Origin of the sequence: Caulobacter sp. D5, from assembly GCF_003185805.1 — a bacterium.
Lineage (GTDB): Bacteria > Pseudomonadota > Alphaproteobacteria > Caulobacterales > Caulobacteraceae > Caulobacter.
This window is the reverse complement of record NZ_QHJY01000112.1, coordinates 1-11,872: the sequence shown is the minus strand read 5'-3', so window position 1 is coordinate 11,872 and position 11,872 is coordinate 1. Positions and strand designations below refer to the sequence as shown.

Here is an 11,872-nt window from a genome sequence, read left to right as displayed (position 1 = left end):
TGCGGCGTAGGGTGAGGCCAACCTCTCACCGCAGCGCAGCATAAAGGGATAATTTCACCTGAAACTAACGGGTTTTTGGTGCCCATTTGCCGTACATCATGCCTTTCCGGCATGCAGCGTTCGCCGGCGTCGCAAAAATTTGACGCCGGAAGTCAAAAATCCGCTTGGAATGACAGCGTTGTCACTGTATTTAGAACGTGACGGCGACGAACTGGCGAGATCCGGTCGGCCGTCAGAGGAACGCATCGGGAGGAGGTTGACCCCAACCCCCTTTCCGGAATCAAGATCATGCAACGTGTGTTTGTTCTGGCCGCTTCGGCCATCGCTCTCCTGAGCGCCCCCGCCGCTTTCGCCGGCGAAGTCACCGTGAAGGTCGCCGGCCGCACCACCGCCGCCGTGCACGCCGACATCGTCAAGGCCGCCACCTCGGTGTGCAAGGAAGACACGGACTCGACCACCTACGGCGCCGACGTTCTGCCCTACTGCATCCGCGACGTGACCCGCGCCGCCGTGGAAAAGGTCGGCAGCACGACCCTGACCGCCTACGACAAGACCCAATGGCGCCCGAACGGTCTGATCAAGACCGCCTCGGCCCGCTAAGCGGAACACCGCTTAAGCCCCATCGGGACCAGAGCCCGCGGAGCCCCCGCTCCGCGGGCTTTTGCTTGTCCGCAGAGCGAACACTGACACCGGTAACAAGCGCGTGAAATCAAACACTTCGCCTGTCGGTTGCGCGAATATGACTGTTGATAACTGAACGGCGATGAGATACAGATTCCGCTCGACGGCAGAGCGGGCGAGATCCTGGACCAGCCGTCGGAGGACACGACGGGAAGCGGTCGATCTGAACCGCGCGCTGCAAGCGCCGCCCGACCTGGAATCCGTCCGATGATCCGCTCCGCCGCTCTCGCTCTCTCCGCCCTGGCCCTGCTGGCCGCCGCTCCGGCCGGCGCCGCCGAAGTCCGCGTCAAGGTCGCCGGCCGCGCCGCCGCCGACGTCCGCGCCGACATCGTCAAGGCCGCCTCGACCGTCTGCTGGCAGGACGTCCGCGGCGAGTCGCTGGCCATGTACCTGTACCCGGCCTGCGTCCGCTCGTCGGTGAACGACGCCGTGTCCAAGCTCGCCAACCCCGAGCTGACCGCCTACAACGCCGCCAACCCGGCCAAGGCCCTGGAACTGGCCGCCCGCTAAGGCGACCAGCCTCCCAAGGCTTCAGAAGCCGCCGTCGCCCCGCGACGGCGGCTTTTTGCTGCACGCTCGCCAGCCGTCTTAACCATGCTCGGTCAGGCCCGCTTAAGGCTTGCGGACCAGATTGCGCTGCAGCCTGGAAGGGAGTCGCCGTGCAGGTTTCCACCGCCAACACCGCCCGCTACACCCCGCCGCGCCCCGCCGCGTCTGGCGAGGCCGCGACGCCGATCGTCGACCTGACCCAGCTGGCGGTGGCGCAGACCAACGCTAAGGCCACGGCCGCCGCCGGCGCGGCCCTCGGCCAGGCCACCGGCGAACTGACCGGCACGCTGGTCAACATCTCGGCCTGAGACCGCCCCCTCCCTCACGCGCCCTACAAACCGCAAGATCGGTCGAGCACGATCCGGCGGCCGACGGCTAACTGGCCGCGCCACGGAGACGGGGGACGATGAAGGCGGCGCTCGAAAACTACACAGCCCGGATGCAGCGGGTGCTGGACCATATCGACCAGCATCTGGACGGCGAGCTGGACCTGGAGACGGTGAGCCGCGTGGCCGCCTTCTCGAAGTTCCATTTCCACCGGCAGTTCATGGCGACCTTCGGGTTGTCGGTGCACAGCTACGTCCAGCTCGCCCGCCTGAAGCGCGCTTCGCGCCAGCTCGTCGCCGAGGACGCCCAGAGCGTCACGGAGATCGCGCTGGACGCCGGCTATGATGCGCCGGACGCCTTCGCCCGCGCCTTTCGGCGCAGGTTCAAGCAGTCGCCCTCCTCGTTCCGCAAGGCGCCCGACTGGGCGCCGTGGCTCGCGGCCTTCGGGCCGATGGACAACGCCAGGAGCAAGCTGATGCCAACCCTCTACGACCAGGACCAGGTGACGATCCGCGACCTGCCGCCCACCCCGGTGGCGATCATGGAGCATCGCGGCGACCGGGCGCTGCTTAGCGCCTCGATCGAGCGGTTCATCGCCTGGCGCAAGGCCGCCGGCCTGTCGCCGCAGACCAACCCGACCTTCAACATCTTCCGGTCAGAACGGATTCCCGAGAACCCTGACGACTACAGCATGGACCTGTGCATCGGGACCGACCGGCCGATCGATCCCGACGACGAGCTGATGAAGGCCGGCGTGATTCCCGGCGGGCGCTGCGCGGTGCTGCGGGTGATGCACGACACCCACAATCTGGAGCCAGCCGCGCTCTATCTCTATCGCGAGTGGCTGCCGGCCAGCGGCGAGGAGGCGCGGGACTTCCCGATCTACTGCCAGCGGCACTTCTCGTTCCCGCCCAACGCGCCGGTGCACGAGGTGGTGGTCGAGCTGTTCCTGCCCTTGGAATAGCGTCTGCGGACGGCGGCCCTGTCAGGGTCGCCGTCCCCTACAGATCGCCAAACGCGAAAAAGCCCGCCGAGCGAACTCGGCGGGCTTTTCGTATCGGCCCCGGAGGACCGAAAGACTTAGGCGGCGGCTTGCGCGGCGGCCTTGGCCTTGGCCTTGACCTGAGCCTTGATCTTCAGGGCGCGCGGCGACAGCTGCTCGTCCTTGGCGCCCAGCAGGAACACGTCCAGGCCGCCCTTGAAGTCGAGGGTGCGCAGGGCGGCGTTGCTGATACGCAGCTTGAAGGTCTGACCCAGCGAGTCCGACTGCAGCGAAGCAGGCGACAGAGCCGGCAGGAAGCGGCGCTTGGTCTTGATGTTCGAGTGGCTCACGTTGTGGCCGATCATCGGACCGACGCCCGTGAGTTCGCAACGGCGCGACATGACGAGTACCTTGGGCTAGGCGAAGCCGAAGGCCCCGCGAACATAATGTCAGGCGCGCTTCCGAACCGAGGTCCGCCGCGCGAGAGGGGGCGATATAGGCGATGGAGCCTTGCGGAGTCAAGGCGGCAAAGCCTCGGGCCTCGCCATCAGCCCGCCTTCAAGCGCGGTTCATCTGATACTTCCTATATGCACGGCCATGAAGGAGTTCCACAGCATGCGTCCGACCGCCCTCGCCGCCTCCGCTCTCGCCGCTTCCCTGGCCGCCCTGGCGGTGGGATTCGCCGCGACCGCCCCGGCGAGCGCCGCCGCGCCGAAGACGACGATTCTGCCCGGCCACTGGGAATACAGCTACCGCATCGGCATCATCCCGGTGGGCAGCGAGGACAAGTGCATAAAGCCGACCGACGCCGCCCAGTTCTCCAAGGGCATCTGCACCCGTCGCTACAAGTGCGAATACACGACCAACCAGGTCGATGACGGCAAGATCGCGCTGAAGGGAACCTGGACCGACAAGAAGGGCCGCGCGGCCCCGGTCAACGCCAAGGGGACCTACACCCCCGAGAGCTTCAAGCTCGATATCAAGCTGAAGACGGTCGACGGCCTGCCGCTGGCCGGCGTCATGAACGCCAAGCGCCTGTCGGCCACCTGCCCGGCCGAGGCGAAGTAGCCCCGCGGTCCTGACCGACATCCACGACACTATATATCGAGCATCCCCGCGAAGGCGGGGATCCAAGCCGAGTCCGTGGATAGCCACGGCCGCGCCACGCCCCGACAGCCCGCTCGGCTCCCCGCCTTCGCGGGGAAGGACGGATGTGGGGCGCGCGGTGTAACAGGCCCCTCGCCGAACACCGTTGTGGTTAATCGCCGTTAAGCTACAATAGCTTGTAGGGAACAAATCCCGAATCGGACCGAGTCAGCGATTCGGTCCTGATTCGTTTCGCGCGCGTTCCCGCCCTTCAAGCCTTGCCGTTAACTTGGCTGTGGATGCACGGCGCTTACCCCCAGGCATCCATCGCAAACCACCCCATCGGCGCAACCTTTCGGCGCGCGCCGATACGACTCTTCCTATGCGATTGACAGTCGCCCCGCCCCAGCCAAGGCTCACGCCACGCCAAGTACAAGAACGGCGGGGGAAACGATGCGCGAAGAACGGGAAGACACCACCGAGTACCTCGTGGTGGTGAACCACGAGGAGCAGTACTCGATCTGGCCGGTCGGTCGCGAACTGCCCCTGGGCTGGAACGAGGCGGGCTTCCGCGGAACCAAGGCCGCCTGCCTGCAGTATATCCAGGAAGTCTGGACCGACATGCGCCCGCTGAGCCTGCGGCGCGCCATGGACGGCCAGGGCTGAGATCGAAAAAGCGGCGCGCCCTACTCGGCCGCCGTCTTCACCGCGACCGCGTCCAGCGCTTCCCCCACGGTCGGGGACTGGCCCTCGTGGATCACCCGCGACAGGTCGCGGCTGTCGACCACCTGACCGCAGGCCTCGCAGGCCAGCTTGGGATGGAAGTCGCAGCCGCAGGCCTTGTGCACGAAGCGCACCGGCCCATTGCCCACGCCATAGACGTGGCGATCGCCCCACTCGGCCATGGTCAGCAGCACGGCCGACAGATCGCGCCCCTTGGCGGTCAGCACATATTCATGGCGCGGCGGCCGCTCTGAATAGCGGCGGGTCTCCATCACCCCGTGACCGACCAGGCTCTTGAGCCGGGCGGCCAGCACGTTGCGGGCCACGCCCAGGCGGTCCTGCCACTGCTCGAACCGCCGCACGCCCTGGAAGGCGTCGCGCAGGATCAGCAGGGTCCAGGGATCGCCGACGACCTCGAGGGTGGCGGCGATGGCGCAGCGTTGGCGGCTGTAATCGGCGGTGCGACCCATACGGAGGAAAGTGCGGCGTTCCGCGAGGGAATGCAAGGGCCGTTGCTTTTGAGTACGAACCAGAGTAGGTTTCTAATCGCAATTGACTCTCTCGGTTCATTGCTCGACTGACCGGCCGACGACGGGAGCCGCCCTTCCGCCGCCGGCCGCTTCTTGCTCTCGGAAAGATTTCGGCAAGACGCTTGCGCAAGCGCGCCGATCCGGGGCCTATTCCGCCGCAAAACAAACCAATCTGGAGCTCAACCATGTCCAAGCACGCCGATCCGGTGGTGATCGCCGGCTTCGCCCGCACGCCGATGGGCGGCTTCCAGGGCGCGCTGGGCGGGGTGAAGGCCACCGAGCTGGGCGCGACGGCCGTCAAGGCGGCCCTGGAGCGCGCGGGGCTCTCGGGTGACAAGGTCGACCAGATCATCATGGGCTGCGTGCTGCCGGCCGGCCTGGGCCAGGCCCCCGCCCGCCAGGCCGCCCTGGGCGCGGGCCTGCCCAAGTCGGTCGAGGCCACGACGGTCAACAAGATGTGCGGCAGCGGCATGCAGGCGGCGATCATGGCCCACGACGCCCTGCTGGCCGGCAGCGCCGACGTGGTCGTTGCCGGCGGCATGGAGAGCATGACCGGGGCGCCCTACCTGATGGCCAAGCACCGCAGCGGGGCCCGCATCGGCCACGACCAGATCTGGGACTCCATGTACCTGGACGGCCTGGAGGACGCCTACGCCCCCGGCAAGCTGATGGGCGCCTTCGCCGAGGACACGGCCGCCGACTACCAGTTCACCCGCGAGGCGATGGACGACTACGCCACGCGCGGCCTGCTCAAGGCCAAGGCCGCCGTCGAGGGCGGAGCCTTCGCCGCCGAGATCGCGCCGGTGACGGTGACCACCCGCAAGGGCGTCGAAACCATCGACACCGACGAGCAGCCGCTGAAGGCCGATCCGGCCAAGATCCCCACCCTGCGTCCGGCCTTCTCCCGCGACGGGTCGATCACGGCGGCCAATTCCAGCTCGATCAGCGACGGCGCCGCGGCCCTGGTCATGACCCGCAAGAGCATCGCCGAGGCCCTGGGCCTGACGGTGGTCGCCACCGTCGTCAGCCACGCCGCCCACGCCCATGAGCCGGGCCTGTTCACCACCGCCCCCGTGCCGGCCATGAGAAAGGCCCTGGCCCGCGCCGGCTGGAGCGTCGACGACGTCGACCTGTTCGAGGTCAACGAGGCCTTCGCCGTCGTGGCCATGATCGCCCAGAAGGAACTGGGCATCCCGGACGACAGGCTGAACGTCAACGGCGGCGCCTGCGCCCTGGGGCACCCCATCGGCGCATCGGGCGCCCGCATCCTGTGCACCCTGATTTCTGCCCTCCAGGCTCGCAAGGCCAAGCGCGGCCTGGCCTCGCTGTGCATCGGCGGCGGCGAGGCCACGGCCATGGCCATCGAACTCGCCTAAAATCTGCCCAAACCGCGGCATTAAGGCCCGTCGCGCGGCAAGACCTTGCGCGGCGGGCCCGCAAGCGTTACCTGTTGACCTGCAAGCCTACTGGAACCCTTCCGACCCCATGCTGTCGAACTTCACCACCATCGCGCTGTTTACGACTGGCCTCACCGCCGGCGTCGCGATGTGGTGCGCCATGATGTCGAAGATTACCCAGATTAAAACCGTGCCTGTACGGACGGGGCAAAGACGGCGCGCAGACTAGGGAACAAGGGTTCCCCAGAAACCAAGCCGAAGGATCGCAAGATCTGAAAAAGCCCCGCCTCCGAAAGGAGCGGGGCTTTTTCGTTGCGCGATCCGACGGTCCTTCAAAAACTCAAAGGATCTTCGAACATGAGCTACCTGCCTTCCCCACCAGCCTTCCACAGCGACCATGACGGCGTCACGGTCCACCAGCTGTTCCTCTGCGCCCAGGACGCCCCCAGCGCGCTGGACGCCGTGCGCCAGAGCCTGGCCGACAGCGGCGCCGAGCTGTGCAACCTGTCCCTGAAGCCCGTCGGCCAGCTGGTCGAGGCCTCCCTGCGCGTGCGCCACCTGGGCGACCAGGCCGCCCGCCTCCTCGCCCGCGACCTGGCCGCCTGGCCCGGCGTCAACTCGGCCAGCGTGGAACATCAGTGGGTGCGGCCTTGAGCCTTCTCAAACCGGAAGACGACAAATTTCGCGAGGATCGGCGCCGCCTCTTCCTCGTCACCGCTGAAGACACGCCCGACACCCTGATGCGGGTGCTGGGCGTGGCCAGCGTGCAGCAGGTGCGCCTGCGCGCCCTGACCGCCCAGCCTGAGGGCGCCGACATCGCCATCCGCCTGGAGATCGACGACCAGGGCGACGACCGGGCCCACACGCTCGCGGCGCGCCTGGCGGCGGTTCCGGCGGTGCGCGGCGTCGGCCACGGTTGGCGATAGGCTCGTTCAAAACCTTTCGGCCCGCTTGGCCGTATCTATGGACGACGCCTCGAAAGGACCGCCCATGCTTCGCCGCCTCCTGCTGCTGATCGCCCTCGCGACCGCCCTCCCCGTCGCGGCCCTGGCGGCGCCGACCAGGACCGCCGTCTTCGCCGGCGGCTGCTTCTGGTGCATGGAGAACGACATGCGGGGCATTCCCGGCGTCGTAAAGGTCGAGAGCGGCTACACCGGCGGCCACGTGAAGAACCCGACCTATCGCGACGTGACCAGCGAGCGCAGCGGCCACTACGAGGCCGTCCGCGTCACCTATGACCCGGCCAAACTGCCCTACGCCTTCCTGCTGCAGCGCTACTGGAAGCTGGTCGATCCGACCGACGACGAAGGCCAGTTCTGCGACCGCGGCCCCTCCTACCGCCCCGCCGTCTTCGTCGACGCCGAGCAGCGCCCCGCCGCCGAGCGCTCCCGCGCCGAGGCCGCCAAGCGCCTGAAGACCGGCACGATGAAGGCCCAGATCCTGCCGCTGCAAACCTTCTGGCCGGCCGAGGCCTATCACCGCGACTACGCGAAGAACAATTCGGTCGAGTACCACCTCTACCGCACGGGGTGCGGGCGGGATCGCCGGCTGGCGCAGGTTTGGGGGAAATGATCCTCCCCCTGAAGGGGGAGGTGGCCCCGGAGGGCCGGAGGGGGAAGTCCCTGCTGAGGTCAGAGCGGCCGCCGGCTCACAGATCAGATCCCCCTCAGTCGCTCCGCGACAGCTCCCCCTTCAGGGGGAGCGTCTAATATTACACCCATAATCTCTCGACTTTCCCGCGCAGCCGTGAAACCGTGGCCGCAAAGAGAGTAGGGAGACGTCGCGCCGATGCTTCGGGCCGCCTTGTTCGCCACCGTCTGCGTGGCCGCCGCTTCCACCGCTGTCGCTCAGACCGCTCCCGTCCAGACCGCATCGCCGCCGAAGGTCTCGGTCACCATCTACAACAACAACCTCGCCTTGGTTCAGGACCAGCGGACGATCGACGTCTCCGCCGGCCGCCAGCGGCTGGAGTTCAAGGACGTCTCGGCCGCCATCCGCCCCGAGACCGTCAGCCTGTCCTCGCCCAACCTGGGCGTGGTCGAGCAGAACTTCGACTACGACCTGCTGACCCCCGACAAGCTGATGGAGAAGGCGGTCGGGCGGCAGATCAAGATCGTCCGCACCAATCCCGGCGACGGCAAGGAGACCACCGAGACCGCCACGGTGCTGGCCGCCAACGAGGGCGTGGTGCTGAAGATCGGCGACCGCATCGAGGTGCTGCGCGACGACGGCGTGCCCACCCGGGTGATCTTCGACAAGGTGCCCGAGACCCTGCGCGCCCGCCCGACCCTGTCGGTGACGGTCAACGCCGACAAGGCCGGCCCCACGCCCGTGACGCTCAGCTACCTGACCTCGGGCCTGTCGTGGGCGGCCGACTATGTCGCCCTGTTCGACGAGAAGAAGAACGCGCTGGACCTGCAGGGCTGGATCACCCTGCGCAACAATTCCGGCACGGCCTTCGACAACGCCCAGACCCAGCTGGTGGCCGGCAACGTCAACCAGTTCAACGGCGGCGGATCGTCGGTGCGCGGCTCGGTCTCGGCCGGGACCGAGAGCAGCGGCCGCGAGCGCATCGCCGACTACTACATCTATCCCCTGCCCGAGCGCACCACGATCGCCGCCAACCAGAACAAGCAGGTCGGCTTCCTCAGCGCCCAGGCCGTGCCGGCCCAGAAGGTCTACGAGGTGCGCGAATACGGCTTCTCCAGCGACGAGAACCCGCAGAAGGCCATCACCGCAATCCAGTTCAGCAATTCCAAGCTGAAGGGTCTGGGCGACCAGCTGCCGGCCGGGACGATGCGCGTCTACATGCGCGACCAGGCGGGCGACCCGAAGTTCATCGGCGAGAACCAGATCGGCCACACCTCGGCCGGCTCGGAGCTGTCGATCAGGACCGGCGAGGCCTTCGACGTCTCCAGCCAGGCCACCCTGGTCTCGCAGGAGAAGCTGTCCAAGACCCGCTCGCGCTACGTCATGAAGTACGTGGTGCGCAACGCCCGGCCCGAGGCCGTGACGGTGGAGCTGCGCCAGGCCGGCCTGCTGCGCGACGGCAAGGTCAGCGACGAGAGCCTGCCCAGCCGCCGCATCGACGCCCGCACCCTGGGCTGGAGCGTGCCCGTCCCCGCCAACGGCGAGACCGTCCTGACCTTCACGGTGGACAACGGCTGGTGAGGCTGATGGGCCGCGCGGATAGACCCTCCCCCCGAAGGGGGAGGTGGCCCGGAGGGCCGGAGGGGGACGTCCCTGCGGAGGTGAGTGCGATCGCTGAAAGCGGCGACCACTTCCCCCTCCGTCGGCTTCGCCGACACCTCCCCCCGAAGGGGGAGGGTCTGATGCTCGCCCTCGCCCTCATCTGCGCGCCCATCGCCGCCCGCGCCGAAACCATCCCCTCCGCCGCCCCGGAAGCCGTGGCCGTCACCCTCTATCGCGACGGCCAGGGGCCGGTGCAGACGCTGTCGCCCTGGGAGAAACAGCGGGCCGCCGAGCAGGGGCTGGTGATGGTCAGCGAGACCCGCACGGTCGCGTTGCCGGCCGGCCGCCACGTGCTGCGCTTCGACGGCGTCGCCGAGGGCCTGATCCCGCAGAGCGCGGCCATCGAGGGCCTGCCGCAGGGCGCGGTCGAGCGCAACTACGACTACGCCCTGCTCAGCCCCGGAACCCTGGTCGAGCGCTCTCTCGACCAGCCGGTCAAGGTGGTGCGCACCAACCGCGAGACCGGCCGCCAGGTGACGGTCGACGCCACCCTGATCCAGGGCCCGGACGGCCTGATGGTCCGGACCGCCGACGGGGTCGAGGCCCTGGGCTGCTCGGGCGGGCCCGAGCGCCTGGTGTTCGAGCGCGCGCCCGACGGCCTTTCCAGCAAGCCGACCCTGTCGGCCCTGGTCGACGTGCCCACCGGCGGCGACTACCGCCTGACCCTGACCTACCTGGCCATCGGCGTGAACTGGCAGGCCGACTACGTCGCCACCCTCAATCCCGACGGCAAGACGCTGGACCTGCTGGGCTGGCTGACCGTGATGAACAGCTCCGGCTCGACCTTCGCCGACGCTCCGACCCAGCTGGTGGCCGGCAAGCTGTCGCGCGTGCCGGTCAATACGCCCAGACCGCGCGTGGTGCGGGCCAGCCGCGCCTGCTGGCCGATGGACACCACGACCCACGGCGCGCCGCCGCCACCGCCGCCCCCTCCCCCACCGCCGCCTCCCCCGCCGAGGGCCGCGCCGGTCATGATGGCCAACCGCGCCGTCCAGCAGTCCGTGGCGGTCACCGGCGCCCGCAAGCGGGCTCTCGCCGAGCAGTCCGACCTTGGCGACTACAAGCTCTACACCCTGCCCGAACCGGTGACGGTGGCGGCTCGCCAGACCAAGCAGATGGCCTTCCTCGACCTGAAGGACGTCCGCTACCAGCGGCTCTATGTCGTGCCGGTCAGCCCCTGGGGAGACTACGCGGACGACGACGAGACCAACGCCCCGCAGGTGGTGCTGCGCCTCGACAACAAGGCCGCCGAAGGCCTGGGCAAGCCCCTGCCCTCCGGCGCCCTGTCGGTGATGGAGACGGTCGGCGGCCTGCCGACCTTCGCCGGCGAGCAGGCCGTGCGCGACGTCGCCGTGGGCGAGCCCGCCGACCTGGTGATCGGCGAGGGCATGGACGTCCGCGCCCGCCCGCGCCTCGTCGAGGACAAGCGGGCCGGCAAGACCATGGTCCGCCGCACCTACGAGGTCGACCTGGCCAACGACAAGTCGATCCCGGTCACCTTCGAGATCCGCCACGATCCGGGCGTCGAGTTCTTCAAGGTGGTGTCCGAACCCGCGAAACACGACATCCGCCAGGGCCAGGTCGCCTGGCGCGTGACCCTGGCCCCGGGCGAGACGCGGCTCTTCCGCTACGTCGTGAGACACGCGGGCTGAAGCCGCCCCTGGCGTGTCCCAAGCGCCACAGCAACCGGACGATGCGCAAAATCGGCGAACACCGGTCTTGCGCTTCACCCGCGCCTCGTGGGATCAGCCGGCTCCCGATCAGTCTCCGGAGCCGAACCGCCGCATGACCTTCCTCGTCGCACAGCTGAAGCCGCCGATGCCGGCGGAATGGCGCGCGTCGACCAAGGCGCGCCCGGCCCTTCGCCCCACAATTTCCAACCGCTGATCGCGGCCGCTCCGGCCGCGTCCGGAGCTTTTCGATGTCCGTCCTGCCTCTGGCCGGGCCGTCCCTGACCGCCTCGCCCCATACTACCTCGCCTCTGCTGCGCCTGATCGCGCCCGACTACGCCGACACGCTGGCCACCCTGTGGCCGTCGCCCCATACGCCGTTCCTGACCGCGCCGGCCGCGCGTCGCCACCTCGTCTGCCTGATGCTGGCGATCGAGCCGCGCGACGCCGCGCCGCTGGACGTCGCCCGCCTGCTGGACGAGCCGCTGCGCAAGATCGTGCGGCGGGTCGTCGACCCCGCCCCCGAAGGCCTGCGCCGGGCGCTGGAGCACCTGGGCGAGATCGCCTGGCCAGCAGCCGACTATCGCGTCCTGCTGACCCTGCTGGCCGAGCCGGCGGCGGCCAAGCGCCTGCGCCACGCCGGGACCATCACCCTGGACGAGGTCCGCGCCCTGG

General features: G+C 68.6%; 14 protein-coding genes and 1 pseudogene. 13 read left to right on the top strand and 2 right to left on the bottom strand.

Going from position 1 to position 11,872, the window contains the following annotated elements; all coding sequences use genetic code 11:
* Nucleotides 1-288 precede the first annotated feature (288 nt).
* From DMC18_RS08390 to DMC18_RS08375, 4 genes are all read left to right on the top strand, one after another.
* Entirely contained in the window at nt 289-600 is a 312-nt protein-coding gene (locus DMC18_RS08390; protein WP_110117890.1) for a hypothetical protein, read from the top strand.
* Nucleotides 601-888: 288 nt separating this feature from the next.
* Nucleotides 889-1,191 carry a hypothetical protein gene (locus tag DMC18_RS08385; protein WP_110117889.1) on the top strand — a complete coding sequence of 101 codons (303 nt, stop codon included), beginning with the start codon at nt 889-891 and terminating at the stop codon, nt 1,189-1,191.
* A 149-nt stretch (nt 1,192-1,340) separates the two neighbouring features.
* Nucleotides 1,341-1,538 carry a hypothetical protein gene (locus tag DMC18_RS08380; RefSeq protein ID WP_110117888.1) on the top strand — a complete coding sequence of 66 codons (198 nt, stop codon included), beginning with the start codon at nt 1,341-1,343 and terminating at the stop codon, nt 1,536-1,538.
* Nucleotides 1,539-1,636: 98 nt separating this feature from the next.
* Nucleotides 1,637-2,521 carry a GyrI-like domain-containing protein gene (locus DMC18_RS08375; RefSeq protein WP_110117887.1) on the top strand — a complete coding sequence of 295 codons (885 nt, stop codon included), beginning with the start codon at nt 1,637-1,639 and terminating at the stop codon, nt 2,519-2,521.
* 116 nt (nt 2,522-2,637) lie between these two features.
* Here DMC18_RS08375 and rpmB read toward each other — a convergent pair whose 3' ends face one another.
* Nucleotides 2,638-2,940 carry a 50S ribosomal protein L28 gene (gene rpmB / locus DMC18_RS08370; RefSeq protein ID WP_109100091.1) on the bottom strand — a complete coding sequence of 101 codons (303 nt, stop codon included), beginning with the start codon at nt 2,938-2,940 and terminating at the stop codon, nt 2,638-2,640.
* Between the two features lie 214 nt (nt 2,941-3,154).
* On the opposite strand from rpmB, the gene DMC18_RS08365 reads away from it, so the two are divergent.
* Nucleotides 3,155-3,607, top strand: coding sequence for a DUF3617 family protein (locus tag DMC18_RS08365; RefSeq protein WP_110117894.1), 453 nt, complete (start codon nt 3,155-3,157; stop codon nt 3,605-3,607).
* Nucleotides 3,608-4,078: 471 nt separating this feature from the next.
* Nucleotides 4,079-4,291, top strand: coding sequence for an MbtH family NRPS accessory protein (locus DMC18_RS08360; protein WP_110117886.1), 213 nt, complete (start codon nt 4,079-4,081; stop codon nt 4,289-4,291).
* Nucleotides 4,292-4,311: 20 nt separating this feature from the next.
* Here DMC18_RS08360 and DMC18_RS08355 read toward each other — a convergent pair whose 3' ends face one another.
* A complete protein-coding gene (locus DMC18_RS08355) occupies nt 4,312-4,818 on the bottom strand; it encodes a helix-turn-helix domain-containing protein (protein ID WP_110117885.1) in 507 nt (168 codons plus the stop codon).
* Between the two features lie 245 nt (nt 4,819-5,063).
* On the opposite strand from DMC18_RS08355, the gene DMC18_RS08350 reads away from it, so the two are divergent.
* The 7 genes and pseudogenes from DMC18_RS08350 to DMC18_RS08320 form a co-directional block, all read left to right on the top strand.
* A complete protein-coding gene (locus DMC18_RS08350; RefSeq protein ID WP_110117884.1) occupies nt 5,064-6,254 on the top strand; it encodes an acetyl-CoA C-acyltransferase in 1,191 nt (396 codons plus the stop codon).
* 378 nt (nt 6,255-6,632) lie between these two features.
* The gene (locus tag DMC18_RS08345; protein ID WP_110117883.1) at nt 6,633-6,929 is read left to right on the top strand and encodes a hypothetical protein; all 297 of its coding nucleotides are present in this window, start codon (nt 6,633-6,635) and stop codon (nt 6,927-6,929) included.
* Complete coding sequence (locus DMC18_RS08340; protein ID WP_370443970.1) at nt 6,926-7,201, top strand: hypothetical protein; 276 nt, start codon at nt 6,926-6,928, stop codon at nt 7,199-7,201. The genes DMC18_RS08345 and DMC18_RS08340 overlap by 4 nt, the downstream gene beginning before the upstream one ends.
* Nucleotides 7,202-7,265: 64 nt before the next feature.
* Complete coding sequence (gene msrA, locus DMC18_RS08335) at nt 7,266-7,847, top strand: peptide-methionine (S)-S-oxide reductase MsrA (protein WP_110117893.1); 582 nt, start codon at nt 7,266-7,268, stop codon at nt 7,845-7,847.
* A 216-nt stretch (nt 7,848-8,063) separates the two neighbouring features.
* Entirely contained in the window at nt 8,064-9,446 is a 1,383-nt protein-coding gene (locus DMC18_RS08330) for a DUF4139 domain-containing protein (protein WP_110117881.1), read from the top strand.
* 161 nt (nt 9,447-9,607) lie between these two features.
* On the top strand, nt 9,608-11,179 hold the full coding sequence (locus DMC18_RS08325) for a DUF4139 domain-containing protein (protein ID WP_110132852.1): 1,572 nt from the start codon (nt 9,608-9,610) through the stop codon (nt 11,177-11,179).
* Between the two features lie 269 nt (nt 11,180-11,448).
* Nucleotides 11,449-11,872 (top strand): annotated as a pseudogene (locus tag DMC18_RS08320) (hypothetical protein); the annotation flags it as partial.